The sequence below is a fragment of the Streptosporangium sp. NPDC006013 genome (assembly GCF_040614275.1).
Lineage (GTDB): Bacteria > Actinomycetota > Actinomycetes > Streptosporangiales > Streptosporangiaceae > Streptosporangium.
The window spans coordinates 1-26,167 of sequence record NZ_JBEXUE010000095.1 but is presented as its reverse complement, the minus strand read 5'-3'; the positions used below and the strand labels follow the sequence as shown (position 1 = coordinate 26,167).

The following is a 26,167-nucleotide window of genomic DNA, read 5'->3' as shown; positions in this document are numbered from 1 at the left end:
CGGGTTCGGATGTTCCGATCGGTTCGGTGGTGGCGGGTCGTACGGATGAGGCGTTGGACGATCTGGTGGGGATGTTCGTCAACACGTTGGTGTTGTCGGCCCGCTCGCGGCGGCTGCGGTGGCCGTGGCGGCGTACCAGTTGTGCTTCTTCGCCGCGGTCAGCAGGACCGGAGTGGCCGTCGGTACGGTGGTCGCCATCGGCAGCGGTCCGGTCTTCACCGGGTTGCTGTCCTGGCTGCTCGACCGCGTGCGGCCCAGCCGCCGCTGGGCGACGGCGACCGCGGTGGCGATCGCCGGCTGTGCCGTACTCACCGGAGGGGGAGGTGAGGTGCGGGCCGACGGGATCCTGTTCGCGCTGTTCGGCGGCCTGCTGTACGCCTTCTACGCGGTCACCGCCGCGCGGACGATCAGCGCGGGGGCGCCCTCCGACGCGGTGATGGGGCTGATGTTCGGCGGGGCGGCGGTCGTCATGGTGCCCGTCCTGCTGTGGACCGGCACCGGCTGGCTCGCCGAGCCGCGCGGCCTGCTCACCGCCCTCTACCTGGGCTGTGCCACCACCGCGCTGGCCTACCTGCTGTACGGAAGGGGCCTGCGCACCACCCCGGTCGCGACCGCCGCCACCCTCGCGCTGGCCGAGCCCGCGGTGGCGACGCTGCTCGGTGTCGTCGTGCTCGGCGAGCGGCTCGGGCCTGTCTCGGTCACCGGCCTGCTGCTGCTCGGCGCCAGTCTGGTCGCGGTCTCCCTGCCCGAGCGCGTCTCTCCTTCTGGCCGGGACAGAAGGGCAATAGGGTCGTCGGCGTGACCCTCCCGCTCCATCCCGTCTCCGCCGTCGGCGCGCTCGCCGACGCCCTGCGCCGGCGGGTACTGTCCGGCGAGATCGACCCGGGCACCACGCTGCCGGAACAGGAGCTCTCTGCCCTGTACGGGGTGGCTCGCCCGACGGTCCGTGAGGCGCTCGCCGTGCTCGTGCACGAGGGGCTGCTCAGGCGCGAGCGGCACCGCAGTGCCCAGGTGGCCGAGGTGACCGTGGCCGACCTGGACGACCTGATGTTCGTCCGGCGCCCGCTTGAGGAACTGACGGCCACCGCGCTGGCCGGCCGGCGGGTCGGGGAGGCGGACGCGGCACTGGCGCGGATGGCCGCGCTGCCCGCGGACGCCCCCTGGTCGGACATGGTGGCCGAGCACATGGCGCTGCACCAGGCGCTGGTCGTCGCGGTGGGCAGTCCCCGGCTGGAGCGGCTCTACGGCATGCTGGCCGTGGAGACCAGGCTCGGCCTGGTGAGGCTGCGCGCCGTCTACTCCGACCGGCACGTGCTGGTCGCCGAGCACCGGAACCTGCTCGACGCGATCGGCAGCGGCACCGCGGAGGCCGCCAGGGAGGCGGTCGCCGCGCATCTCGATCACGGCTGGGGCGATCATTAGGCACCGACTTGCACGGTTCTATTGCACGCGGAGCCCTGGAGTGGTCACAATCGCGCCCATGCACGGCAACTCAGTGCCGGACTCCTACGTGTATGTCACCGAAGAAGGCGTGACCCGTCACTACGAGGACGGCAGCGTTGACGCCCTCGCGTGGGAGGACGTCGTCGAGGTGCGGGTAGTGGGCGATACGGACTCGGACATCCTGTACATCCTTCTTGATCGAGGGGGCCAGGGGTGCGTGGTGCCCAGCTCGGCGACCGACGCGACCTTCCTCGCCCGTCTCCGGTATCTCCCGGATTTCGATCTCGATCGGCTCGGTGCGGCGGTGGAGGCCGCGCGCGACGACTACGTCGTCGTATGGCGCAGTCCAGAACCACCTTCCGCTCTTCCGGATTTTGAATACGACTAATTTCACATTATTGACAAATAATAAGTGGTCAAACTTACACGTTTGAACCGCTCCGTCAAGATGTCGTCTCCGTTGCGCTTCGGCCAATAGTGGACAGTTGCCGGTATTCCCCTGCCCGATGGTGATCACTAGGATTTCCATGGGTATCCACGCTCCTGATGCATTAGGGAATACTGTCAACTATTGAAATGAGATGCGTGGCACCTTATCCGGACGAGTCGGGGCATCTTGGGTGGGGTGGTATGAGAGTGGGAACTGAGGAGCTCGTCATCGGGCTCCTTAAGAGTCCGGTGCGCACTTCTCCGAGTATTTGGACACGCTCTTATGTCCGTATCCTCCTGGTCGGAGATGTCGCGTGTCCGGTGATCTCCTGCGGGGTCGTTCTCGGAATTCGAATCTGGTTCGGTGCTTTCATTCCCGGGACGGAGGCGCTGCTCGGACTGGGGCTCGCCCTGGTGTGGCCACTGGCCCTGGCCGCGGGGGGCGCCTATCGCAAGCGCACCTACGGTGAGGGAACGGATGAGTTCCGGGCGGTCTTCAACGGCGCCGCGGGCCTGACGGCCACCGTCGCGATCGGGGCCTATGTCACGCAGACACCCATTGCCCGCAGCTTCGTCATGGCGATGTTCCCGCTGGCCTTCATCCTCAACGCCGTCTTCCGCCACCGGATGCGCAAGCGGCTCCACCGCAGGCGCATCCGCGGTGACCACATGCGCCAGGTGGTCGCCGTCGGCCACCGGGAGTCGGTGCTCGACCTGGTGATACAGCTGCGCGGGCAGCCGCACCACGGCATGCTCGTCGTCGCCGTGTGCCTGCCCGCGGGCCCCGACATGGTCGAGGTCGACGGGATCCCGGTCCTCGGGGGCTTCTCCGACGTCGCCGCGGTGGTGGCCAAGGTCAACGCCGACGCCGTCGCCGTGCTGGCCTGTCCGGAGCTGGACGGTGCTGCGCTGCGCAGGCTCGCCTGGGACCTGGAGGACGCCCGTACCGACCTGTTCGTGGCACCCGCGCTGATGGACGTGGCCGGCCCGCGCATCAGCATCAGCCCGGTCGCGGGCATGCCGCTCCTGCACGTCGAACACCCCGACTTCCGCGGTGCCAGGAGGCTGGCGAAGAGCCTGTTCGACCGGATGGGGGCGGGCCTGGCCCTCCTGGTGCTGGGCGTGCCCATGCTGGTGATCGCCGCGCTGATCCGTGCGACGAGTCCGGGGCCCGCGCTCTTCCGCCAGGTCAGGGTGGGCAAGGGCGGGGTGGAGTTCCAGGTGGTGAAGTTCCGCACGATGGTCGTCGACGCGGAACGGCTCAAGATCGACCTGGAACGTGCCAACGAGTTCGACGGCGTCCTGTTCAAGATTAGGAACGATCCAAGGATCACCCGGGTGGGCGCCTTCCTGCGCCGATACTCCATCGACGAGCTGCCACAGCTGCTCAACGTGCTGCGCGGTGAGATGTCCCTCGTCGGCCCTCGGCCGCCACTGCCCGACGAGGTCAGGCAGTACGGCGCCGACGTGCGCCGCCGCCTGGTCGTCCACCCCGGCATGACCGGCTTGTGGCAGGTCAGCGGACGCTCGGACCTGACCTGGGAGGAGTCGGTCCGGCTGGACCTCCGCTACGTGGAGAACTGGTCGCTCTTCCTGGACCTGCAGATCCTCTGGAAGACCTGGAGCGCCGTGATCGGCGGAGAAGGGGCCTACTAGTGAAAGCACTCGTGCTCGCCGGAGGGGCGGGCACCCGGTTGCGGCCGATCACCCACACCTCGGCCAAGCAGCTCGTACCGGTGGCCAACAAGCCCGTGCTCTTCTACGGTCTTGAGGCCATCGCCGCCGCGGGCATCCGTGAGATCGGGATCGTGGTGGGCGACACGCACGCCGAGATCGAGGCGGCCGTCGGCGACGGCCGCGCGCTCGGCCTGGAGGTGACCTACATCCGCCAGCGGGCGCCGCTGGGCCTGGCCCACGCGGTGCTCGTCGCCCGCGACTACCTCGGTGCCGACGACTTCGTCATGTACCTCGGCGACAACTTCATCGTCGGCGGCATCAACGGGGTCGTCGAGAGTTTCGCCCGCGAGCGGCCCGCCGCCCACATCATGCTCACCAGGGTCGGCGATCCCCGGCAGTTCGGGGTCGCCGAGCTCGACGAGGCGGGCCGGGTGATCGGGCTTGAGGAGAAGCCGCCGGTCCCCAAGAGCGATCTCGCGCTGGTCGGCGTCTACCTGTTCAGCGCCGCGATCCACGAGGCGGTGGCCGAGCTCAAGCCCTCCTGGCGGGGCGAGCTGGAGATCACCGACGCCATCCACTGGCTGATCGCCGACGGGCGGCCGGTCGCCTCCACGGTCATCTCCGGCTACTGGAAGGACACCGGGAACGTCACGGACATGCTGGAGGTCAACCGGCTGGTGCTGGAGTCCCTGGAGCCCCGGGTGGACGGCCTGGTCGACGGCGCCAGCCAGCTGATCGGCCGGGTGGTCGTCGAGGCCGGCGCCGAGATCGAGAGGTCCCGCATCGTCGGGCCGGCGATCATCGGCTCCGGAGCCCGGGTCCGCGACAGCTACATCGGCCCCTTCACCTCGATCGCGACAGGCTGCGCGATCAGCGGCAGCGAGATCGAGTACTCGATCGTCCTGCCCAGGTCCTCGATCGCCGGAGTCTCGCGGATCGAGGCGTCCCTCATCGGCCACGACGTCGAGGTCACCCCCGCCCCCAACACCCCCAGAGCCCACCGCCTCGTGCTGGGCGATCACAGCAAGGTGCAGATCAGCTCATGACAACCTGCAGGCTGTGCGGCTCGACGAGCCTCGCCAGCGTCGTCGACCTCGGGGCGACACCGCCCTGCGAACGATTCCTCACCGAACGGCAGCTGGCGGAGCCGGAGGTCACCTACCCGCTGCACCTGCGGGTCTGCACCGGCTGCTGGCTGGCGCAGATCCCGCCGATGATCACGCCCGAGGAGACCTTCACCGAGTACGCCTACTTCTCCTCGTACTCGACGTCGTGGGTGGAGCACGCGCGGGAGTTCGTGAGCGGGGCGGTCGACCGGCTCGGGCTGGGCGGTGACTCGTTCGTGGTCGAGGTGGCCAGCAACGACGGGTACCTGCTGCGGCACGTCGTCGAGCGGGGCATCCGCTGCCTGGGCGTCGAGCCTTCCGAGAACGTCGGCCAGGCGGCCAGGGACGCCGGGGTGCCGACTCACACCGCCTTCCTCGACGAGCGGACCGGCGCCTCGGTGCGCGCGGAGCACGGGCCGGCCGACCTGGTGGTGGCCAACAACGTCTACGCCCACATCCCGGACGTCATCGGGTTCACCCGGGGACTGCGCGCCCTGGTGGCCGACGACGGCTGGGTCTCCATCGAGGTCCAGCACCTGCTCACCCTGATGGAGCACAACCAGTACGACACGATCTATCACGAGCACTTCCAGTACTACACGGTCGCCTCCGCGCGGAGCGCCCTGGCGAGCGGCGGCCTCCGTCTCGTGGACGTCGAGTCGCTGCCCACGCACGGCGGCTCGATCCGCCTGTGGGCCCGGCCGGCGGAGATCGCGGGCGAGCCGGGTGAGCGGGTGGCCGCGCTGCTCGCCACGGAGAAGGCCGCGGGCCTGCACGAGCTGTCGGGGTACACCGAGTTCGGCGCGCGGGTGGCGCGGGTGCGAAGGGACCTGCTGACCTTCCTCCTCGACGCCGCCCGCCAGGGCCGGACCGTCGCCGGCTACGGGGCGCCCGGCAAGGGCAACACCCTGCTCAACCACTGCGGGATCCGGCCCGACCTGCTCCCCTTCACCGTCGACCGCAATCCGTACAAGCACGGCAGGTTCACCCCCGGCACCCGCGTACCGATCCTGCCGCCCGAGCGGCTCGCCGAGGAGCGGCCCGACTACGTGCTGGTCCTGCCGTGGAACCTCCGCGAGGAACTCGTCGAGCAGCTGTCCTTCGTACACGCCTGGGGAGGCCGGCTGGTCTTCCCCATCCCCAACCTGGAGATCGTCGAGGTGAACCCGTGAAGGTCGTCCTCTTCTGCGGCGGATACGGCACCAGGATGCGCACCGGCACCCCCGGTGACGCGCCCAAGCCCATGCAGCTCGTGGGGCCTCGGCCGCTCATCTGGCATGTGATGCGCTACTACGCGCACTTCGGGCACACCGAGTTCATCCTCTGCCTCGGCTACGGTGCGCACCACATCAAGGACTTCTTCCTGAACTACCAGGAGACGACCTCCAACGACTTCGTGCTGCGCGGCGGCAGGGTCGAGCTGCTGTCCACCGACATCTCCGACTGGTCGATCTCGTTCGTGCAGACCGGGATCGCCTCCCCGATCGGCGAGCGGCTGCGCCGGGTCCGCGACCATCTGGACGGCGAGGAGATGTTCCTGGCCAACTACGCGGACGTGCTCACCGACGCGCCGCTGCCGGAGATCGTCGACCGCTTCACCCTCTCGGGCGCGGGCGCGTCGATGATGGTGGTGCCGCCCTCGGACACCTTCCACTGCATCGAGCTGGGCGAGCGCGGCACGGTCGGCGGGATAACCCCGGTCAGCGAGATGCCGCTCTGGGTCAACGGCGGATACTTCGTGCTCCGCCAGGAGATCTTCGACCACATCCCGGCAGGCGGTGACCTGGTCGCGGACGGCTGCGCCGAGCTGGCCAAGCGCGGCAGGCTGCTGGCCTACCCGCACCGCGGCTACTGGCGGCCGACGGACACGGTCAAGGAGCGGGTCGCCCTCGACGAGGCGTACTCGCGCGGCGACCGCCCCTGGGCGCTCTGGGAGCGCGAGCACCTGGCGGTGCCGGCCACGTGATCCGCTTCAGACCGGCCCAGGCGGGCCGGATCGCGCTGCTCGCCGCGCACTGCGACGACCTCGCCATCGGGGCGGGCGGCAGCCTGCTGACCCTCTGCGCCGCGCGCCCCGGCATCCGGGTGGACGCCCTGGTGCTCTCCGGCGGCGGGACCGAGCGCCAGGACGAGGAGCACGCGGCGCTGACCGCCTTCTGCCCGGGCGCGGACCTGCGGCTCACCGTGCTCAAGCTGCCCGATGGGCGGCTGCCCGCACGCTGGGAGGAGGCCAAGGAGGCGGTGGAGGAGCTGCGCGCGCGCACCGACCCCGGCCTGCTGTTCGCGCCGCACCCCGCCGACGCCCACCAGGACCACCGGACGCTGGCCGAGCTGGTGCCCACGGCCTTCCGCGACCACCAGGTGCTCGGCTACGAGATCGCCAAATGGGACGGCGACCTCGGGCGCCCCTCGGTCTACCAGCCGCTCGCGCCCGAGGTGGCCGAGGCGAAGGTGAGCCTGCTCCAGCGCCACTACCCCTCGCAGCGCCACCGCCCCTGGTACGACCGCGAGGCGTTCCTCGGGCTGGCCCGCATCCGCGGGATCGAATGCCACGCCCGCTACGCCGAGGCGTTCCACGTCAACAAGCTGACCCTTGACCTGTCTGGAGGTTGAACCGGATGCGCGTGCTGCTGACCGGGCACCAGGGCTACCTGGGGAGTGTGATGGCCCCGGTGCTCGTCGCCGCGGGCCACGAGGTGACCGGGCTCGACTCCGGGCTCTTCGCCGGATGCCTGCTGGGTCCCGCGCCCGGCGACCCGCCAGGACACGCGGTCGACCTGCGGGACGTCACCCCCGAGCTCCTGGCGGGGGTGGACGCGGTGGTGCACCTCGCCGCGCTCTCCAACGACCCGCTGGGCGCGCTGGCGCCCGAGCTGACCTACGACATCAACCACCGCGCCGCGGTGCGCCTGGCGAGGCTGGCCCGGGACGCGGGCGTGCGCCGGTTCCTGTACGCCTCCACCTGCTCGGTCTACGGCGCCTCAGGCGATGACCTGGTCGACGAGGACGCGCCGCTGCGCCCGGTGACCCCCTACGCCGACTCCAAGGTCAGGGTCGAGAGCGACCTGTTCAAGCTGGCCGACGGGGACTTCAGCCCGGTGTTCCTGCGCAACGCCACCGCCTTCGGGTTCTCGCCCAGGTTGCGCGCGGACATCGTGCTGAACAACCTCGCCGGGCACGCGCTGCTGTCCGGGGAGGTCAGGGTGCTGTCCGACGGCACCCCGTGGCGCCCGCTGGTGCACGCCGCCGACATCGCGAACGCCTTCGCCATGGCGCTGGCCGCCCCGCGCGACGCCGTCCACGCCAGGGCGTTCAACGTCGGCTCAGCGGAGAACAACCTGACGGTGGCGGAGATCGCCGCCGAGGTCGCCGAGGCGGTGCCGGAGGCCCGGGTCGTGATCACCGGGGAGACCGGGGCCGACCCGCGCTCCTACCGGGTCGACTTCTCCCGTATCCGCGACGCGCTCCCCGGCTACCAGGCGCTGTGGACGATCAAGGCGGGCGCGCTTCAGCTGGTCGAGGCGTACCGGCGGTTCGGCCTGACGGCGGACGACTTCCAGCGCCGCTTCACCCGGCTGGCCTGGCTGTCCGCCCGGCGCGAGGCGGGCACCGTCGACGGCGCGCTGCGCCCGCGCCAGGTGGCGGGAGCGGGGGCGGGGGCGGTGGACGATGACCGATGACGGCGAGGGGCGCGGGATGCACGCCCTGGTGGAGCGGCTCTATCCGCTCTGCCGGAGCATCACCGGCGACGGCGTGCGCCGCACCCTGGAGATCGTCGCGGAGTCCGTCAGCCTGCAGGTCCACGAGGTGCCGACGGGGACCCAGGTGCTGGACTGGACGGTGCCCAGGGAGTGGAACATCCGCGACGCCTACGTCAAGGACGCCTCCGGTGCCAGGGTCGTCGACTTCGCCGCGTCGAACCTGCACGTGGTCGGCTACAGCGTCCCGGTGTCGGCCACCATGACCCTGGACGAGCTCCGGCCCCACCTGCACACGCTGCCCGAGCAGCCGGGGCTGATCCCGTACCGGACCGGCTACTACGCACAGACCTGGGGCTTCTGCCTGGCCCACGACACCCTTGCGGGCCTGGCCGGCGGGCGGTACGAGGTCATGATCGACTCCACGCTCGCCGACGGCCACCTGACCTACGGCGAGCACGTGGTGCCGGGCAGGGTCGATGAGGAGGTGCTCGTCTCCTGCCACGTGTGCCACCCCTCGCTGGCCAACGACAACCTGGCGGGCGTCGCCGTGGCGGTCGGGCTCGCGCGGCGGCTGGCCGCGGCCGACCCGTGGTACACCTACCGCTTCCTGTTCGCTCCCGGCACCATCGGCGCGATCACCTGGCTGGCGCGCAACCGGGAACGCGCGGGGCGGATCAGGCACGGCCTGGTGCTGGCCTGCGCGGGGGATCGCGGCCCGCTGACCTACAAGCGCAGCAGACGGGGCGACGCCGAGATCGACCGCGCCGTGCGGCACGTCCTGCGGACCTCGGGGCGTGACCACACGGTCGTGGACTTCTCCCCCTACGGCTACGACGAGCGGCAGTTCTGCTCGCCGGGCTTCGACCTGCCCGTCGGCTCGCTCACCAGGACCCCCTACGCGGGCTACCCGGAATATCACACCTCCGCCGACAATCCGGACTTCGTCTCCCCGGAGGCGATGGCCGACACCCTGCAGACCTGCTGGGAGGTCACCCGGGTGCTTGAGGGCAACCGCGCCTATCTCAACCTCAGCCCCCACGGAGAGCCGCAGCTGGGCAGGCGTGGCCTGTACAGGGCGCTGGGCGGGCGCAGCGACACGCAGGAGGCCCAGATGGCGATGTTGTGGGTGCTGAACCTCTCCGACGGGGAGCACAGCCTCCTGGACATCGCGGAACGATCCGATCTGCCCTTCGCCGCGGTGGCCGACGCGGCACGGGCACTGTGCGGCGCGGGACTGCTCAAGGAGTGCGGGAAATGACACTGCAACGGGCCGGGATGGGTTCTGGAACGCTCGACCTCCGGGTCGGCGAGACGGTGGAGGTGCTCGGCGAGGCCGAGATCATGGCCACCCTGGACGAGCGGGGAGAGCTGGACGCGCTGCCCTTCATGCCGGAGATGCTGGCCTTCTGCGGGCGGCGGCTCACCGTGCACAAGGTGGCGCACAAGCTCTGCGACACGATCAGCGGCAGCGGCATGCGGCGGATGGAACGGGCGGTCCACCTGACCGGGGCCCGCTGCGACGGGCAGGCGCACGGCGGCTGCCAGACGGCCTGCCAGTTCTACTGGAAGGAGCCCTGGCTCAAGCGGGTGGATCCGGACTCCCCCCGCACCCCGGTCACCGAGCACGATCTCGCCGCGGGCCGGCCCCTGCTGCCGATCCTGCAGGCCGCGACCAGGAAGGAGCCGGGACCGGGCGGGGAGGAGCGCTTCTCCTGCCAGGCGACCGAACTGCTCCGCGCCGCGCCCACCTGCCTGCCGTTCAAGGACGTCGGGCAGTACGTCGCCGACGTGCGGACGGGGAACGTGGGCGTGCCCTGGATGCTGCGCTCGTTCCTCGTCGGGCTGTTCAACCGCTTCCAGCAGGCCAGCAGGCGGGTCCTGCCCAGGTGGCTGTGGATCAGGGGCGGGCTGCGCTGGGGGTTCGTCAGGGGCAAGGCCGGACCCACCACTCCGACGCGGACCCTGGACCTGCGTCCGGGGGAGCTGGTCCGGGTCAGGTCCAAGGAGGAGATCCTCCAGACGCTCAACGACGACCTGCTCAACCGCGGCATGGGGTTCGAGGAGGAGATGTCGCGGTACTGCGGGCACGTCGCGCGGGTGAGCGCCCGCGTCGAGCGGTGCCTGGACGAGAAGACCGGCCGGATGCTGCACATGAAGAACCCCTGCATCGTCCTGGACGGCGTCATCTGCGCGGGCGCGTACAACGTCAGCTGCCCGCGCGAGTTCGTGCCGTTCTGGCGGGAGATCTGGCTCGAACGCGTCGAGGAGCCCAGCTGAGCCGATCACCCCCACGAGACAGGCGGAAGGCACGGATGAACCAGCGACAGGGCGGGGACGCCGGTGATCGCGGCGAGACCGGCGCGGTCGGCACGGCCGGCGAGACCGGTGCCGACGGCGTGACCGGTGCGGCCCGCGCCGACGACGCGACCGACGCGACCGGAACGGCCGGTGAGCAGGTCGGGACGATCGGCAGGAAGGCCGGCCGCGGGTTGCGCTGGAGCCTGCTGGGCAACCTGGGGACCAAGGTGACGACCTTCGTCATGGGGCTGGTGCTCGCCAGGCTGCTCGTGCCGGAGGACTTCGGCCTCTACGCCATCGCGCTCGCCGCGACCACCTTCGTCATGCACGTCAACGACGTCGGCATCATCGCCGCCACCGTGCAGTGGCGGGGCAGGGTCGAGGAGATGGCGCCGACGGCGACGGTCATGGCCCTGGCGTTCAGCACCGGGATATACGGGATCTTCTGGGTGGTGGCTCCGTACTTCGCGGAGCTGGCGGGCAGCGCGGAGGCCACCCCGGTGGTCCGGCTGCTCACCGCGATCATCCTCATCGACGGTGCCACCGCGGTGCGGGCCGGCTCGCTGATGCGCGGGTTCGGGCACGACAGGCTGACCAAGGCCAACATCGCGGGCTCGCTGGTCAACGCGGCGGTGGCCGTCACACTCGCCGCGAACGGCGCCGGCGCCTACAGCTTCGCCTGCGGGCAGGTCGCGGCCAACGCGGTCACCGGCGCGCTGGTGCTCGCCTGGGCCGGGCTGCCGTTCCGCCTCGGCTTCGACCGGGAGGTCGCGGCCAGGCTGCTGCGGTTCGGCGCGCCGCTGGCCCTGGGCCTCGGCATCGAGGCGGTGCTGATGAACGCCGACTACGTCATCGTCGGCGCCGTGCTCGGCCCCGCCGCGCTCGGCTTCTACCTGCTGGCCTTCAACGTCTCCAGCTGGGTGCCCAGCGTGATCGGGACCGCCCTGCGCTACGTCACGGTGCCCAGCTTCTCCAGGCTGGCCGAGCAGCGGCCCGAGTCGCTCTCGCTGGGGGTGCAGCGCTCGGTGCCGCTGCTGGTCGCGTTCGTGCTCCCGGTCGCCGTCGTGACGGCCACGCTGGCGCCGGAGATCGTGGCGTTCCTCTACGGCGAGAAATGGGCACCGGCCGCCGGGGTCCTGGCGCTGCTCGCGGTCCTGCTGGTCGTGCGGATGCTCACCTCCCTCGCCTTCGACATCCTCACCTCGGCGGGTGCGACCAGGGCCACCGTGTGGATGAACCTCGGCTGGGCCGTGGCGCTGGTGCCCGCGCTGTGGGCGGGGACGCACTGGTACGGCATCCGCGGCGCGGCGATCGGTCACGCGCTGGCCGGCCTCCTGGTCGCCCTGCCGATGGCGGTGCTGATGCTGAGCCGCGCGGGGGTGCGTCTGGCGCCGGTGCTTCCGGCCCTGGTCCGCCCGCTGCTGGGCGCCGTGCTCGCGGCGGCGGTGACCGTGGCGCTCGCCGTGCTGGTCGGCGGGGTGACGGCCGCCCCGCTCGTCCGGCTCTGCGTGGCCGGCGCCGGGGGACTGCTCGCCTACGTCCTGCTCGCCGTACCCGCGGCGCGGCTCAGAGAGCTCGGCGCGCGGGCCGTTCCCGCCCGTGCCCGCTGAACCGCCGACCAGAGCCCGCCGAACCATCACCGAGAGGGAGAAGACCGGATGCCGAACTCCGACACGCTGGTGTCCATCGTGCTTCCCGTGCGCGACGGCGCCGGGCGGATCGAGGGCGCGGTCCGCTCGGTCCTCGGCCAGGACCACGAGCGCCTCCAGCTGGTGATCTCCGACAACGCGTCCACGGACGGCACCGAGGAGATCTGCCGCGACCTGGCCGCGGCCGACAGCCGGATCGTCTACCGCAGGCATCCGGAGAACGTGGGCCTGTTCGACAACTTCGTCCGTACCGTCGAGCTGGTCGAGGGCGAGTTCTTCCGCTGGGTCGGCGACGACGACCGGCTGGAGCCCGCGTGCGTCTCCCGCTCCCTGAGGGCCTTCGCCGAGGACGACCGGCTCGTCCTGGTCACCACGCAGGTCGCCTACACCGGGCCCGACGGGATGGCCGCGACCGCACCCCTGGAGGGCTCGGGGCTGGCCTCGGACGACCCGGTCGAGCGGTTCGCCGAGATGCTGCGGCTGCTCAATGAGAGCCACCTGCTCATCGACCCGCTGTACGGCCTGCTGCGGCGCGAGCCGCTGGCGCGAATCCCCCGGCGGAACATGCTCCGCGAGGACGAGGTGTTCGCGGCGAAGCTGGCGCTGGCCGGACCGTGGGGGCACGTTCCCGAGGTCCTCGCCCACCGCGACTGGAAGCACGACACCCTGTCCGCGATCGCCCGCCGCCTCGACGTGCCGCCCTGGCGGGCCCGCTGCTCCACCCTCCTGCAGTGCCGGGAGCTGCTGGGCTGGCTGCGGGGGGCCGGCCTCACCGGCGAGCAGCACCGTCGCGCCCGCGCGGCCGTCCTCGGCATGTACGCGCGCCGCCAGCGGCTCACCGCGGCCCGCCGGGGCCGCAGGCTCGCCCTGATCGCCTCGGGGCTGGTCCCCGGCATCCGCTCCAGTGACCCGCTTCAGTGACCCGCTCCAGTGACTCACAGAAAGGCGAACCACCGTGACCACCGTCTTCTCCAACAGCGTGGTGGACGACGACACTCGCAGGGAACTGCTCTACCAGGGGCAGGTCTTCGTCTACTCGGCGACGCCCGCCTCCACCCTGCTGGCGGCCTTCGCCCGGGAGATGACCGCCGAGGCGTTCGGCGGGCGCGACCCGGAGACCGCGCAGTTCGACATGCCGGTCGAGGAGTTCGCCGACCTGCTGGCCCGGCTCAAGCCACGGTTCATCCACCATCCCCGGTGCAAGGAACTGCTGCCCGCGGTTCTGCGGGAGCTGGGCTGCGACCTGGACCGGACCTACTTCGACGTGCCCCGGCTGCGCACCTCCACCTCCCACGACTACCTCACCTCCGGGATCTCCTACGCCTTCCACCCCCATCGGGACTGCTGGTACTCGGCCCCTTTCAACCAGCTCAACTGGTGGATCCCGGTCTACGAGGTGGTCCCGGAGAACGTGATGGCCTTCCATCCCCAGTACTTCGGCAGCCCGGTGCGCAACGGCAGCGCGCGCTACGACTACGCCGAGTGGAACAGGACAAGCCGGCTCACCGCGGCCCGGCACGTGCGCGGCGACACCAGGGAGCAGCCCAGGCCGGAGGAGAACGTCGTGCTCGACCCGCAGGTGCGGGTGGTGCCCGAGCCGGGGGGCGTCATGGTGTTCTCCGGCGCCCAGCTGCACTCCACGGTGCCCAACACCTCGGGCAGGACCCGCTTCAGCATCGACTTCCGCACCGTGCACATCGACGACGTGCGCGCCCGCCGCGGCGCGCGCAACGTGGACGCGGCGTGCACCGGCACCACCCTGCGCGACTTCGTGCGCTGCGCCGACCTCGACCCGATGCCGGAGGAACTGGCGCTGGAGTACGAGGCGGAGGCGCTGGCCAGGGTCGGGTGAGCGGCGGACTCCCGGCCACCGACACACCGCAGTAGTGACAAGGAGTTCGTGTGCCGCGACCAATACGCATCGTGTCCCGGGCGTCCGGCGCGCTCGGGGGAGCGGGGAAGACGTAGTGGAGTTCTGGAGGACCATTCTCGACCTCGCCAGAAGGAAGCGGGTCGGGCTTCCACTGGTCGGCCTGGCGCTGCTCGGCGCCGCGGCCGTCTTCTTCCTGGTGCCCCCGCGCTACCTGGCGAGCACCTCCATGGTGCTGACCACGCCCCCCGCGGGAGGGACGACGGAACCGGACAAGCCGCTGGGGCGGAGCAACCCGCTGCTGCAGTTCAGCGACGGTCTCCGGACCACGGCGGGCATCCTCATCCTGTCCATGAACACCGAGGCGGTCGCGGCCGAGCTGGGTGTCGTGAAGGACGGCCCCATCGAGCTGACGATCAACGATGGGCGGACCAACCCCGGCATGCTGGGCATCCTCATGAACGGCCCGTTCGTGTACGTGGAGGTGCGGAGCGACTCCGCCGACCTCTCCCGTGCCGTCATGGCCAGGACCCAGTCCCGCCTGCGGGCCGAGCTGATCCGCAGGCAGGAGACGCTCGGCGCCCCTGTCTCCACCTTCATCGGGCTCGTCGAGGTGGTGCCGCCCGCCTATCCCGTGGTGGACCGGAGCGGCACCTGGAAGGCCATGGGCGGGGCGGCGTTCCTCGTCGTCGTCCTCGGCCTCGGCGCCGCGTACGCGGTGGAGCGCCGCAGGGTGTTCCGGCACTCCTCCGGCGGCGGGCGGTCGGAAGAGCCGCCCCCGGCCACGGTGGAGATCCCGGCCGACCGGGACGGCGGGGCGGACCGCGATGACCACGGCGACCACGGCGAGCGCGGCGACCACGGCGAGCGCGGGGAAGAGCCCGGTAGCGGTGAGGGGTGCGAGGGGCGGGAGGAACAGACGGTGTGAGAAGCGGGCGAGGCAAGCGGTAGAGGACCTGGTCACCGGCCGGGGAACCGTGCGGTTCTCCGGCCAGGCGGCCTCCATCCGGCCAGGAAGGGAAAGGCGTGGACTTCTGGGGGACAGTGCTCATCGTGTTGAGGCGCTGGTACGTCGCCCTGCCGGCGTTCCTGCTCTCCATAGGTGCCGCGGCGGGCGTCTACTCGTCGATTCCGACGCTCTACGTCTCGAACGCGGTGCTCGTGCTGACCATCCCGCCCACCGGCGGAAGCCTGCCGAGCGATCCCGGTCGCCCCAACGGGCTGACCAACCCCCTGCTGAACTTCGACTGGGGCCTGAGCATGTCCGCCTCGATCCTCGTCCAGGTGATCAGCGCGCCGGAGACCGTGGAGTCGCTCGGCGTGCGGCCCGAGGGCGACACCACCTTCACGGTCACCAACGGCAGCACCAACCCGGAGTCGCTGGACGGCGGGCCCTTCGTGTACATCGAGGGCACGAGCAGGTCGCCGTCCGGGGCCCGGGACATCGTGACGCGGGTCAGGGACCGGGCGAGGATCGAGCTGGCCGCTCGCCAGCGGCAGTTGAACGCGCCCCCGGCCACCTACATCACGATGAACGAGATGGTGCCGCCGACGGAGCCGCAGCCCCAGCGCACCGGGAAGACCCGGGGGGCCGCCGCGGCCCTGCTGCTCGGAGTGCTCGCCGGCCTCGCCGCGGTGTTCTCCCTGGAGAGCTTCCTCGACGCCCGGAGGCGGAGGGGCCGGGTGCCCCCGGCGCCGGCGTCCGGGCTGCCCGCCGAGCCCTCCCTGCTGCGACGTTGAGAGCCTCCGTGGTCCCCGCCTCCCTTGACCGCCCCGGTCTGCGCAGCGCCGACGGGGCGACCCTGGCCGCCGCGTTCGTCGTGGTCCTGATGCTGGTTCCGGCGCGGCTGGTCTTCCGCGGCGTGCCCTTCTCGCTCACACCGGCCGACGCGGTCGGCCTGTTCGCCGCGCTCTGGTGGTTCTGCGCGCACCTCACCACCACGCTCGGCGCGGCCAAGGGCCCCAACCCCGTGCGCACCGCGCTGTTCGGGTACGCGGTCGCGATGCTGGTCACCTACGGGTACGCCGGTGCCGGGTACCTGCCGCCCGACGAGCTCAACATGGCCGACCACGGCATCGTCCTCGTGGTGGCGACGGTGGGCATCGGGCTCGGGGCGTGCGACGGCATCCGGGGCCGGGAGCGGCTCGACTTCGTCCTGAAGTGTCTCGTGGTCTGTGGCGCGGCCGTCGGAGTGATCGCGGCGCTCCAGTTCGTGCTCGAATTCGACCTGACCAAATATCTGGCCCTTCCCGGCTTCCGGTTCACCGCGGAGCTGCCCGCGATCCTCGAACGGAACACCCTGCGCCGGGTCGCGGGTACCACGGGGCACCCCATCGAGCTCGGGGTCGTCTGCGCGATGATCACTCCCGTCGCGCTGCACTACGCGTTCGGCGCCCGCGATCGGGGCGAGCCCTCCCTGCGCTGGTGGATCTGTTCCGCGCTGATCGGCGCCGGGCTGATGTTCTCCGTGTCACGGTCGGCGGTCCTCGGGATAGCCGTCGTCGGCGCGGTGCTCCTCGCGGGCTGGCCCGCGCGCAGGCGGCTGTGGGCGGCTGTGGGCGGCGCCGGATTCCTGGTGGCGATGAAGGTGGCCGTGCCCGGCCTGCTCAGCGTGTTCCTCGGGTTGTTCACCAGCCTGTCCAGCGATTCGAGCATCCAGTACCGGACCCACGACTACGCGGTGGCGGCCACCGAGATCGGGAACCACCCCTGGGTCGGCAGGGGGCTGGGCACCTGGTACGCGCCGAAGCACCTGATCTTCGACAACCAGTACATCCTGTCGCTGGTGGAGACCGGGATCATCGGCCTGGTCACCTTCTCCGGGATCTTCCTGACCGGCCTCTGGGCGGCGCTGCGTGTTCGCCGCATCAGCTCTGACCCCGCGGTACGGGACCTGGGGCTCTCCCTGGCCGCCTGCCTGGTCGTCCCCCTGGTCGGGGCGGCCACGTTCGACCTGCGCTCGTTCGCGACCGTGACCGGCCTGTCGTTTCTGATCATCGGAGCCGCGGGTTCGTTGCTGCGCGACATCCGGCTGCCGGAGAGAGCCGTGGAGCGTTCCGCCGAGAAGCCCGGTGAGGAGGTCAGCCGGCCAGCCGCGCGAGCAGGTCCTTCCAGGAACCCGCGGCCAGATCGCGTTCGCTGATCGCGGTGACCGGCATCGGCCACTGGATGCCGAGGTCGGGGTCGTCGTAGCGGACCGTGAGGTCCTCGGCGGGGTCGTGCTCCCGGTCGATCCGGTAGCAGACGTCCGCCTGTTTGGTCAGTGCCTGATAGCCATGCAACAAGCCAGGAGGAACGTAGAGGTGGACGAACATCTCATCGTCGAGCACCACCGACATGTGGCGGCCGAAGGTCGCCGAGCCCGGCCGGGCGTCGACGAGCACGTCGTGCACGGCGCCCCGGGCGCACCTGACGAGCTTGGCCTCCCCTCGTCCGCTCCGGCCGTGCAGCGCCCTGATCGTCCCCAGCCGGGACCGCGACTGGCTGTCCTGGATGAACGCGGCGGGCCGCAGCCCGTGGGCGGCGGCGAGCGCGGCGTCGAAGGTACGGGTGAACAGCCCGCGGTCGTCCCTGCGCTGGGCCGGGATGAACAACAGGACACCGTCGATCTCGCCTTGTTCGACTCTCATGTGCCCATCTTCCAGATTCCCCCATCTTCCGGCCATCCAGAAGAGGAAAACAGTGCCGATCGTAATGTGCCGGAGAGCGTACTCTCCGTGGGCGGGCCGTCAGGCTCCGTGGCACTCTCGGTGACACCCGGAAAGACCCGGGGCCAGAACGGTTCGGCCAAGCCCACGGGCGGTGGCAGGGTCCGGTTCACGCGTGTCAGGGTCGGCGCGGTCGACGTCATGGCGGTCAGCGAGGCCGAGCTGCTCGACCACGTGGCGGCGGAATGGCGGCGGGGACGTGGCGGCGCGATCGTCACCGCGAACGTGGACATCGTCCGCGCCGCCACGCGCGACCCCGGCCTGGCCGACCTGGTCGCCCGCTCCGAGATCGTGGTCGCCGACGGCATGCCGGTGGTCTGGGCCGCAGGGCTCGCCGGACCGGCCCTGCCCTGCCGGATCACCGGGGCCTCGCTCGTGCACTCCCTGGCCGGGCGCGCCGCGCGCGAGAACCGCTCGGTCTACCTGCTCGGCGGAGAGCCCGGCGTACCGGAGGCCGCGGCCCGAGCCCTCGCCGGACACTGCCCCGGACTGCGCGTGGCGGGCACCTGCTCGCCTCCCTTCGGGTTCGACTCCTCGCCGGAGGGGGTGCGTGAGGTGGTCGCCGAGGTGGTCGCCGCCGCACCGGACCTCGTCCTCGCCGGACTGGGCTTCCCCAAGCAGGAGAGGATCATCGCAGCCCTCCGCACCGAGCTGCCCGACGCCTGGTACCTCGGCTGCGGAGCCGGGATCCCGATGGCGGCCGGGCGGTTTCGCCGCGCCCCGGGGCCGGTCCAGCGGGTGGGCGCCGAGTGGCTGTACCGGCTCGCCCTGGAACCGCGCCGGCTGGCCCGCCGCTACCTGCGGGACGACGCGCCGTTCGCGGTCGCCCTCCTCCTCGGTGCCCTGCGCACCCGCCTGACATCGAGACACCGCGCATGACCGGCGCGACCGTCCCTCCCTCCCGCACCGGAAACGGCTCCGACCTGGCTGTCCCCGCCCGGCCCCGGCTCGCCGTAGTGATCGTCACGTATTCGAGCGGTCAGGTCGTCGAGGGGTGCCTGCGCTCACTCGACGCGGCGCTGGCCGGCGCCGGTCCGGCACGGGTCGTGGTGGTGGACAACGCCTCGGCGGACGACACCGTCGAGCGGGTACGCGAGGCCGCGCCGGAGGCCGAGGTGATCCAGACCGGGCGCAACGCCGGCTTCGCCGCCGGGGTGAACGCGGGCATCGCCGCCGCGGACGGCTGTGACGTGCTGGTGCTGAACCCGGACATCCGGCTCGCGCCCGGTTCGGTGCTCCTGCTCAGGCAGGCGCTCGCCGTACCGGGGACCGGGATGGCGGCCCCCCACCTCACCGCCGAGACGGGAGAGCTCCACCTCTCCCTGCGCAGGCGGCCCACCGTGCTGAGGGCGCTGGGCGAGGCGCTGCTCGGCGGCCACCGGGCCGGGCGGTTCCACCCGCTCGGCGAGCTGGTCGTGGAGCCGGCCGCCTACGACAGGCCGCACACCGTCGACTGGGTGACCGGTGCGGCCTGGATGGTCTCCCGAGCCTGCCTGGACGCCCTGGGCCCCCTCGACGAGCGCTACTTCCTCTACTCGGAGGAGACCGAGTACATGCTCAGGGCCGGGGAGGCGGGGTTCGCGGTCCGGTACGAGCCCCGGGCCGTGGCCGTGCATCTCGGTGGCGAGCAGTCCACCTCAAGCCGGCTGTGGGCGCTGTCGGCGGCCAACCGGGTCCGGATGCACCGCGAGCGGTACGGTCGCCCGCGCGGGCAGCTGATGCGGCTGGCCGTCGGGCTCAACGAGCTGGTCCGCGCGGTGGCCAGGGGCGGCGCGGGCGGGAGAAGGCATCGGGCCGCGCTGCGCGAGCTGGTCGCGATGCGCGAGTGGCCACCCAGGCCCGGCGAGGCGGCGGGCTCCCCGGCCCGCGAGGAGGCGGTTTTCACGGCCCGCGGGACGATCCCTCCGGCCCGGGAGGCGGCACCCCCGGCCCGCGAGGAGGTACCCGTCCAGAAGGCGGGCTCCCCCGGCTACCTGTGCTTCTCCGCGCAGGACTGGTGGTACCACAACCGAGCGCACTCGGACTTCCAGCTCATGCGCTCGATCGCCGCCCACCGGAAGGTCCTCGTGGTCAACAGCATCGGGATGCGGATGCCGACACCGGGCAGGTCCACGCAGGTGCTGCGGCGCGTCGGGCGCAAGCTGCGCAGCGTCGCGATGCTGGTCAGGAGGCCGCTGCGCGAGCTGCCCGGCTTCTACGTGATGTCCCCGCTGCCGCTGCCCTTCTACGGATCGCCGCTGGCCCGGCGGGTGAACGCGCTGCTGGTCCGGGCGCAGGTGCTGGCGGTCTCGCGGGCACTGGGGCTGCACCGGCCCGTGATCATGGTGACCATCCCCACGGCGTGGGACGTGGTGCGCCCGATGCGCAGGCAGGCGCTGGTGTTCAACCGTTCCGACCGGCACTCGTCGTTCCCCGAGTCCGACCGGCCGACCATCGAGGCGCTGGAACGCGGTCTGCTGGAGCGTTCCGACCACGTGCTCTACGTCAGCACCGCGCTGATGGACGAGGAGCGTCGGATGACCGGCGACCGCGCCTACTTCCTCGACCACGGTGTGGACACCGGTCACTTCCGGCGGCGCCCGGAGAGCGAGCAGCCCGCCGACATTCGCGCGATTCCCGGGCCGAGGGTGGGTTTCTTCGGCGCGCTTGACGACTATCTGGTGGATTTCGACCTTCTCGAACGGATAGCCAGGGAACTGCCTGACGTGTCACTGGTTCTGATCGGCGACGCGACGGTCCCGATGGAACGGCTCACCCGCCATCCGAATGTGCACTGGCTCGGATTCAGGCCGTACGAAACGATTCCCGGCTACGGATCGGGGTTCGATGTCGCGATCATGCCGTGGCTGGACAATCCATGGATAAAGCATTCGAACCCCATCAAACTCAAGGAATACCTCGCGCTGGGCCTGCCGGTGGTCAGCACCGATTTCCAGGAACTCGTGAACTATGCCGATCGAGTGAGAATCGCCGCGAGCGGTGACCTTTTCCTGGATGCCGTCCGTGCGACATTGCGTGAGGGGGGCCCGCGGCCGGCCGACGACCTGCGGGAGTCCGTGCTCGGCGCGTCCTGGTCGTCGCGTGCGGCACAACTGATGGCGCTCGCCGAGCCGTCATCGGATCCGCGTTGAGGAGGACGAGGTCATGGGGGCTGGAAGGCGCGGATGGTCGCTGCCGGTGCTGGCCGGGGTGGGGGCCGCCTCGGTGACGATGGCGATGCTCGGGTTCTGCTCGGTCGACGCGCCCGCCGACCAGGCCGGACGCCCGCTCGTGGACACGTCGACCGGCGCCCCGCCACGGGGCGACGTGCCGCAGGGGAGGGCACCGGAGGGCTCCGCCCAGTCCGCCGGCCACGCGTGGTCGGCCCAGGGCCCTCCCGCGACGGCCGCGCGGGTGCCGTGGGAGGGCGGTCCCGCCTACTACGGGCGGTTCGCCGCGCCCGCCGCGGCGGGCTGGACGAGTCCGTCGTTCTTCCCGGTCGGCGTCTGGTTCGAGTCCGTGATCAGCCAGGCCGATGTGAACAGGGACAGGGCCGCGGGGATCAACACGTACGTGGAGCTGACCGAGACCAGCGACATGGCACTGGTGCGGAAGAACGGGATGTCGGCGCTGACCAACGTCCCCCTGCCCGGCTACGGCAGCGAGACGGTGGGCTGGCTGCTCGACGACGAGGTGGACATGTGGGCGAAGGCAGGGGACGCGGGGTGGACCGGCAACCACCCCGGCGAGGGCACCCTGTGCGTCCCGGAGGAGCGGGGATGCGGTTTCACGGTGCTACGCGCCCAGCAGGACCGGCTCCCGAAGGGCGACGGAAGGCTGCACTACGCCAACTACGGCAAGGGCGTGATGATGTGGGAGAAGGACGCGGATGCCGCCGCGTTCGTCAACCGCTTCACCGATGCCGTCTCGACCGACGTCTACTGGTACACCAGCGCGAGCGTCTGTCTGGACGGGCAGAACTTCCTGGCACTGCCGGTCGCCAGGTGCCGCAGGGCCGCCAACTACGGCGCCGTCATCGACCGCCAGCGCGAGCTGGACGCGCTGGACGGCCGCCGCCAGCCGATCTACGGTTTCGTCGAGGTCGGCTGGCCGGCCGAGAACGACACCCGGGCGATCCAGCCGGACCAGGTGACGGGCGCGGTGATGAACTCGCTGATCCACGAGGCCCGGGGCATCATCTACTTCAACCACAACTTCGGCGGCCCCTGCCGCTCCCAGCACGTGCTGCGCGAGGGGTGCGGGAAGGAGGTCAGGCCCGCGGTGGCCGAGATCAACCGGCGGATCAGGAAGCTGGCCCCCGTGCTGAACACCCAGTCGTACGCGCACCGCTTCGGCCCCGGCCTCGACACCATGCTGAAATACCACCGGGGCTCGTACTACGTCTTCGCGATGCCCGGTGGGAAGACGGCGCCGGGCAGGCGCACGTTCACGCTGCCGCGCGGGGTGCGGGCCGCGCGCGCCGAGGTCCTCTTCGAGAACCGGACGGTCCGCGTCGACGGCAAGGGCCGCTTCACCGACTCCTTCGCCGCCGAGTACTCCCACCACATCTACCGGATCACCTCCTGAGCCCCGCCACGGGCGCCGGGTTCGCGGATACGCGTATCTCAGTCGGCCGGGGACAAGGAAGAAGCGTCCGATGCTCGCCGGGACTCCGCTGCGATCGGACGGCCGGCTCACCATCAAGTCCCTCGCCGAGGAAGCCGGCCTCAGGCGCGACAAGCCGACGCATAAGAGCTCGCGCGGATAGGCAGGATGGAGAACCTCAGGAGCAGAACAGGCACCGAGCCTGGTGATCATGGAGTTGCGACGCTCTGTGATCGCCGGGATACCTGTGCCTGCACTGCCATCATGGCTGACCGACCCCCTGTGGGACCGATTCGTGGTGCTGTCACAGCGCCCGGTCTACGATCCGGCCCATCCGCTTCTATCGCCGAACCGCCGCGGCAATGTTGACGGAGACCTTTTCGGCCCCGATCCGCTGCGTGCGTTCGGTGCCCCATTTTCCCAAGGGGGCCAGGGCCGCGTTGAGCGAGACGCCGTGCTCCGTCAGGGAGTACTCGACCTTCGGTGGCACCTCGCGGTACACCTCACGATGCACGAGCCCGTCTTCTTCCATTTCCCGCAGATGCTGGATCAGCATCTTCTCACTGACGCCCGGCAGACCGCGTCGAAGCTCGGCGAACCGGCGGGTCCCGTAGTTGTGCAGCTCCCAGAGAATCAGCGACTTCCACTTGCCGGTGACCACGTCCATCGCCGCGTCGATGCCGCAGAAGTAGGGACCTCGTCGTGCTGATGCCGCCATCCGTCCCTCCAAGACGTACTTACCAAAAGGTAAGTATCCCACTAAATAGTCCGTACTGGTCAACTCTGCCAGCGGTGGAAAGGATTGGCCCGAACGACGTACTCAAGGGGGAGCCCCACAATGACAAGCAACAACAGCGTCCAGGTGAGCGTTCTCGGGTTGGGGGCGATGGGTAGCGCTCTCGCGAGCGCCCTGGTGAAGGCCGGATACGCGACAACGGTCTGGAACCGCTCACCAGGCAAGGCGGACGACCTTGTCGCGCAGGGCGCGGAGGCCGCCGCCACGGCCGGTGACGCGGTCCTGGCCGGCCGACTGGTGATCGCATGCCTGCTGGACCACGCGTCGGTCCATGAGGTGCTCGATCCGCTCTCCCATGAGCTGGCCGGCCGAACCTTGATCAACGTAACCACGACGACGCCGGCTCAGTCACGGGAGTTGGCCGCCTGGGCCGCCGATGCCGGGGTCGCGTATCTGGACGGCGGCATCATGGCCGTACCACACATGATCGGCCAGCCTGGGTCATCGATCCTGTACAGCGGATCGGCCGAGGTCTTCAATCAGTACAAGCCGCTGCTCGAACTGTGGGGAACCAGTACCTATTTCGGGGAGGATGCCGGACTGGCGTCTCTGTACGACCTCGCCCTACTCGCGGGCATGTACGTCATGTTCGCCGGGTTCATGCACGGCGCCGCCATGGTCGCGCCAACCGGCATGACGGCGGGCGAGTTCGCTGCCATGTCCACACCTTGGCTGAGTTCCATGACCGGCGGCCTCCAAGAGTTCGCCGCGGTCATCGACGGCGGGGACTACACCGTCGAAGGACAGCAGAGCCTTGAGTTCTCCAGCCTCGGCGACCTCTTGGCCGCCAGTTCCGACCAGGGCATCAGCACCGAGGTGGTCGCCATGGTCCAGGGGCTCATCCAACGCCAGATCGACGCGGGCCACGGAGCGGAAGGCTTCGCCCGCATCATCGAGAGCATCAAGCAGCCGGGCTGAAGCTCGCGCGACGGCGTGGGGTCACGGTCGCCTGGTGGGGCGCTCGTCCCAGCGGTGGGGGGCCAGGCGCGGCGAATGAGGTCACGGCCTTCCAGCAGGTCGCGGGTCTTGTCGGAGTCATAGCCCGCGTCCAGGTGAGCGGTCAGCCGAGCCAGCGGCCGTCGCGCATGAGGTCGCGTCCGCGCAGCTCGTTCGCCTCACGCCAGGCCTGGATGCGCCGCGGCCGGATCAGGAAGTACTGGTAGGGCTCGTCGAGCTCGCGCGGGTCGAAACCGGTCCTGGCCGCGAACGCGTCACCCGTCTTGGGGGCGAGGTCGGTGAGGTCCACCGGCTCGGCGGTGCCCTCGATGACGACGACGTCGCGGGTCGGCCCGAGGCTGAGGCGCACCCGGCCGTCCGCCAGCAGGTTGCGGCCGGTGACCGAGGCGCGCGGCGTCGAGATGAGGAACGCGGTCCCATCCCAGAGGTACGAGAGCGGAATGAGGTGGACGCCGTCCGGGGAACCCGACGTCGCGACCCAGAGATCGACATCGCTCTCCAGTTTCGCGCGAGTGTCCCGCAGCCTCTCCTCAAGTCCACGCGGCGGCGCGCCCGTCATGCTTCCTCCAGTCACTTCGCGAAGAGCCCTTCCTTCAGGGGACGGGCTCCGTCGGTCATCGGCCGGTTCACCGGGACCGCGGGCTTCCAGGCAGCAGCGACACATCAGGGCGTGGGGGCCGGCGATACGGCCTCCCAGGCGAACCCGTCCGGGTCGGTGAAAGACCCGGCATCGCCACCGATCATGAGCCGGTGCGATCCGGTGCCGTCGGGAGAGACGCCGACGTCCTTGGCAAGGGCACGGCGCCGGTACAGCGCCAGCTTGACGGGACTCGACCCAGCGGCGAACTCGACGTACATGCGGCCGAAGCTCTTCGCCACGGCAAGGCCCTGGTCGAGGTAGAACCGCTTGCTCGCGGCCACGTCCGCGACTCCCAGCAGCAGCACGATCTCGTCGATCTGCCGGGTGGCCGGGCCGGTGTCCTTCTTCGCCGAGGTCGCGATCTTCCAGATCGCCCCGTCCGGGGCCTGTACGACACCGCCGTAGCCCCAGAGCGACTTCGCGGCAGGCTTCAGCGGCGTGGCGCCGGCGTCGAGGGCGGTGTCGATGAGGCTGTTGACGGTGGCCGGCTGGGACACCGTGAGCGCCAGTGTGAACCCACGGAAGCCGGTTGTGGGTGCCTCCGAGGCCCGCAGGCGTATCTGCGTGTCCAAGCCGAAGGCGTCGGCGTAGAAGCGGTCGGCGGCTGTGGGGTCGGCCACGTCGAGGGTGACGGATTCGATGGATGCCATGGCCATCACGCTAGTTGCGGCTCGGCGACCGGCGCTTCTTGATTCCTGACCGGTCTGGTCACCTGTTTCGCCACGCACGGCGGTATCCCCGCAGTCGCGCGCGCCGCGTGGTGCCGGTAGGTGCTGGGCGGCATGCCGACCAGTTCGGTGAAGCGGGTCACAGGGGACCCGGCGGCACCACCCATCGGTGGTACTACTCGCCGGTCCTCTCGACTCCCCCGGCTACTACCGCGACCTGTGGCACTCCGAGGCGCTGACCGCCGGCCGGTGACGCCTTGGTCACCTGCACACCGTCCCGATCGTCTCCGGCCGGGGGCGAAACACGTGATCTTGGCCGAATGGACGAACAACTCACCGCTATTAGGAAAACCGGACGAATTCCGCCACCCCCAACCTGTCATACCGTCGCGGTAACCACGCATCGGAGGGCTGGCACGTGTCCGTTGAGCTCCACCACCGCGCCGTCGTCGCGGACACCCACAACGACCTGCTGATAGCGGTCACCGCGCGTCCGCCGCAACGCTGGGCGTCGTTCTTCCGCGAGCGCTGGCTGCCGCAGCTGCTCGAGGGCGGGGTGAACCTCCAGGTGCTGCCGGTCTTCATCGACGATCAGTACCGCCCCGAGGGCGCGCTCCGGCAGACACTGCGCATGATCGAGT

25 protein-coding genes and 4 pseudogenes are annotated in these 26,167 nt (G+C 70.7%); 24 read left to right on the top strand and 5 right to left on the bottom strand.

The window, feature by feature from the left end; all coding sequences use genetic code 11:
• Positions 1-109: 109 nt before the first annotated feature.
• The 18 genes and pseudogenes from ABZ260_RS17140 to ABZ260_RS17055 all read left to right on the top strand — a co-directional run.
• A pseudogene (locus ABZ260_RS17140) lies at positions 110-301 on the top strand (EamA family transporter); the annotation flags it as partial.
• On the top strand, positions 284-802 hold the full coding sequence (locus ABZ260_RS17135; protein WP_355618048.1) for a DMT family transporter: 519 nt from the start codon (positions 284-286) through the stop codon (positions 800-802). The pseudogene ABZ260_RS17140 and the gene ABZ260_RS17135, both read left to right, overlap by 18 nt.
• Positions 799-1,422 carry a GntR family transcriptional regulator gene (locus ABZ260_RS17130; protein WP_355618045.1) on the top strand — a complete coding sequence of 208 codons (624 nt, stop codon included), beginning with the start codon at positions 799-801 and terminating at the stop codon, positions 1,420-1,422. Before ABZ260_RS17135 ends, ABZ260_RS17130 begins: the two co-directional genes overlap by 4 nt.
• Positions 1,423-1,480: 58 nt before the next feature.
• The gene (locus ABZ260_RS17125) at positions 1,481-1,831 is read left to right on the top strand and encodes a hypothetical protein (RefSeq protein ID WP_350955425.1); all 351 of its coding nucleotides are present in this window, start codon (positions 1,481-1,483) and stop codon (positions 1,829-1,831) included.
• 242 nt (positions 1,832-2,073) lie between these two features.
• Positions 2,074-3,528 carry a sugar transferase gene (locus ABZ260_RS17120; protein WP_355618042.1) on the top strand — a complete coding sequence of 485 codons (1,455 nt, stop codon included), beginning with the start codon at positions 2,074-2,076 and terminating at the stop codon, positions 3,526-3,528.
• Positions 3,528-4,595: a glucose-1-phosphate thymidylyltransferase gene (locus ABZ260_RS17115; protein ID WP_350955429.1), complete on the top strand. Its 1,068-nt coding sequence runs from the start codon at positions 3,528-3,530 to the stop codon at positions 4,593-4,595. Before ABZ260_RS17120 ends, ABZ260_RS17115 begins: the two co-directional genes overlap by 1 nt.
• Entirely contained in the window at positions 4,592-5,827 is a 1,236-nt protein-coding gene (locus ABZ260_RS17110) for a class I SAM-dependent methyltransferase (RefSeq protein WP_355618039.1), read from the top strand. The genes ABZ260_RS17115 and ABZ260_RS17110 overlap by 4 nt, the downstream gene beginning before the upstream one ends.
• Positions 5,824-6,621, top strand: a complete 798-nt coding sequence (locus ABZ260_RS17105; RefSeq protein ID WP_326634945.1) for a sugar phosphate nucleotidyltransferase — start codon at positions 5,824-5,826, stop codon at positions 6,619-6,621. The genes ABZ260_RS17110 and ABZ260_RS17105 overlap by 4 nt, the downstream gene beginning before the upstream one ends.
• Entirely contained in the window at positions 6,618-7,268 is a 651-nt protein-coding gene (locus tag ABZ260_RS17100; protein WP_355550115.1) for a PIG-L deacetylase family protein, read from the top strand. Before ABZ260_RS17105 ends, ABZ260_RS17100 begins: the two co-directional genes overlap by 4 nt.
• Positions 7,269-7,273: 5 nt before the next feature.
• A complete protein-coding gene (locus tag ABZ260_RS17095; protein WP_355618036.1) occupies positions 7,274-8,335 on the top strand; it encodes an SDR family oxidoreductase in 1,062 nt (353 codons plus the stop codon).
• Entirely contained in the window at positions 8,325-9,614 is a 1,290-nt protein-coding gene (locus ABZ260_RS17090; RefSeq protein WP_355618033.1) for a DUF4910 domain-containing protein, read from the top strand. The genes ABZ260_RS17095 and ABZ260_RS17090 overlap by 11 nt, the downstream gene beginning before the upstream one ends.
• A complete protein-coding gene (locus ABZ260_RS17085; protein WP_355618030.1) occupies positions 9,611-10,633 on the top strand; it encodes a hypothetical protein in 1,023 nt (340 codons plus the stop codon). Before ABZ260_RS17090 ends, ABZ260_RS17085 begins: the two co-directional genes overlap by 4 nt.
• A 35-nt stretch (positions 10,634-10,668) precedes the next feature.
• The gene (locus ABZ260_RS17080; protein WP_355618028.1) at positions 10,669-12,264 is read left to right on the top strand and encodes a lipopolysaccharide biosynthesis protein; all 1,596 of its coding nucleotides are present in this window, start codon (positions 10,669-10,671) and stop codon (positions 12,262-12,264) included.
• A 48-nt stretch (positions 12,265-12,312) separates the two neighbouring features.
• Complete coding sequence (locus ABZ260_RS17075; protein WP_350955440.1) at positions 12,313-13,224, top strand: glycosyltransferase family 2 protein; 912 nt, start codon at positions 12,313-12,315, stop codon at positions 13,222-13,224.
• 34 nt (positions 13,225-13,258) lie between these two features.
• Complete coding sequence (locus ABZ260_RS17070; protein WP_350955442.1) at positions 13,259-14,155, top strand: hypothetical protein; 897 nt, start codon at positions 13,259-13,261, stop codon at positions 14,153-14,155.
• A gap of 115 nt (positions 14,156-14,270) precedes the next feature.
• Positions 14,271-15,101, top strand: coding sequence for a hypothetical protein (locus ABZ260_RS17065; RefSeq protein ID WP_355618023.1), 831 nt, complete (start codon positions 14,271-14,273; stop codon positions 15,099-15,101).
• Positions 15,102-15,226: 125 nt separating this feature from the next.
• Entirely contained in the window at positions 15,227-15,913 is a 687-nt protein-coding gene (locus ABZ260_RS17060) for a hypothetical protein (RefSeq protein ID WP_355618020.1), read from the top strand.
• Complete coding sequence (locus ABZ260_RS17055) at positions 15,910-17,316, top strand: O-antigen ligase family protein (protein WP_355618017.1); 1,407 nt, start codon at positions 15,910-15,912, stop codon at positions 17,314-17,316. Before ABZ260_RS17060 ends, ABZ260_RS17055 begins: the two co-directional genes overlap by 4 nt.
• Here ABZ260_RS17055 and rfbC read toward each other — a convergent pair.
• Entirely contained in the window at positions 17,255-17,803 is a 549-nt protein-coding gene (gene rfbC / locus ABZ260_RS17050; protein ID WP_355618014.1) for a dTDP-4-dehydrorhamnose 3,5-epimerase, read from the bottom strand. The two genes, ABZ260_RS17055 and rfbC, sit on opposite strands and share 62 nt — an antisense overlap.
• 120 nt (positions 17,804-17,923) lie before the next feature.
• Here rfbC and ABZ260_RS17045 point away from each other — a divergent pair, with 120 nt between their 5' ends.
• The 4 genes and pseudogenes from ABZ260_RS17045 to ABZ260_RS17030 form a co-directional block, all read left to right on the top strand.
• Entirely contained in the window at positions 17,924-18,760 is an 837-nt protein-coding gene (locus tag ABZ260_RS17045) for a WecB/TagA/CpsF family glycosyltransferase (protein WP_355618011.1), read from the top strand.
• Positions 18,757-21,012 carry a glycosyltransferase gene (locus ABZ260_RS17040; RefSeq protein WP_355618008.1) on the top strand — a complete coding sequence of 752 codons (2,256 nt, stop codon included), beginning with the start codon at positions 18,757-18,759 and terminating at the stop codon, positions 21,010-21,012. The genes ABZ260_RS17045 and ABZ260_RS17040 overlap by 4 nt, the downstream gene beginning before the upstream one ends.
• A gap of 13 nt (positions 21,013-21,025) precedes the next feature.
• Positions 21,026-22,447, top strand: coding sequence for a hypothetical protein (locus ABZ260_RS17035; protein ID WP_355618006.1), 1,422 nt, complete (start codon positions 21,026-21,028; stop codon positions 22,445-22,447).
• A gap of 265 nt (positions 22,448-22,712) precedes the next feature.
• Positions 22,713-22,802 (top strand): annotated as a pseudogene (locus ABZ260_RS17030) (IS5/IS1182 family transposase); the annotation flags it as partial.
• 3 nt (positions 22,803-22,805) lie between these two features.
• Here ABZ260_RS17030 and ABZ260_RS17025 read toward each other — a convergent pair.
• Positions 22,806-23,183: a helix-turn-helix domain-containing protein gene (locus tag ABZ260_RS17025; protein WP_355618004.1), complete on the bottom strand. Its 378-nt coding sequence runs from the start codon at positions 23,181-23,183 to the stop codon at positions 22,806-22,808.
• 120 nt (positions 23,184-23,303) lie between these two features.
• On the opposite strand from ABZ260_RS17025, the gene ABZ260_RS17020 reads away from it, so the two are divergent.
• The gene (locus tag ABZ260_RS17020; RefSeq protein ID WP_355618001.1) at positions 23,304-24,179 is read left to right on the top strand and encodes an NAD(P)-binding domain-containing protein; all 876 of its coding nucleotides are present in this window, start codon (positions 23,304-23,306) and stop codon (positions 24,177-24,179) included.
• A 142-nt stretch (positions 24,180-24,321) separates the two neighbouring features.
• Here ABZ260_RS17020 and ABZ260_RS17015 read toward each other — a convergent pair whose 3' ends face one another.
• The 3 genes and pseudogenes from ABZ260_RS17015 to ABZ260_RS17005 form a co-directional block, all read right to left on the bottom strand.
• Complete coding sequence (locus tag ABZ260_RS17015) at positions 24,322-24,777, bottom strand: pyridoxamine 5'-phosphate oxidase family protein (RefSeq protein ID WP_355617998.1); 456 nt, start codon at positions 24,775-24,777, stop codon at positions 24,322-24,324.
• A 104-nt stretch (positions 24,778-24,881) separates the two neighbouring features.
• Positions 24,882-25,508 (bottom strand): glyoxalase, encoded by a 627-nt coding sequence (locus ABZ260_RS17010; protein WP_355617995.1) that lies wholly within the window; start codon positions 25,506-25,508, stop codon positions 24,882-24,884.
• Between the two features lie 5 nt (positions 25,509-25,513).
• A pseudogene (locus tag ABZ260_RS17005) lies at positions 25,514-25,693 on the bottom strand (AraC family transcriptional regulator); the annotation flags it as partial.
• A 251-nt stretch (positions 25,694-25,944) separates the two neighbouring features.
• Here ABZ260_RS17005 and ABZ260_RS17000 point away from each other — a divergent pair.
• Positions 25,945-26,167, top strand: a pseudogene (locus ABZ260_RS17000) (membrane dipeptidase); the annotation flags it as partial.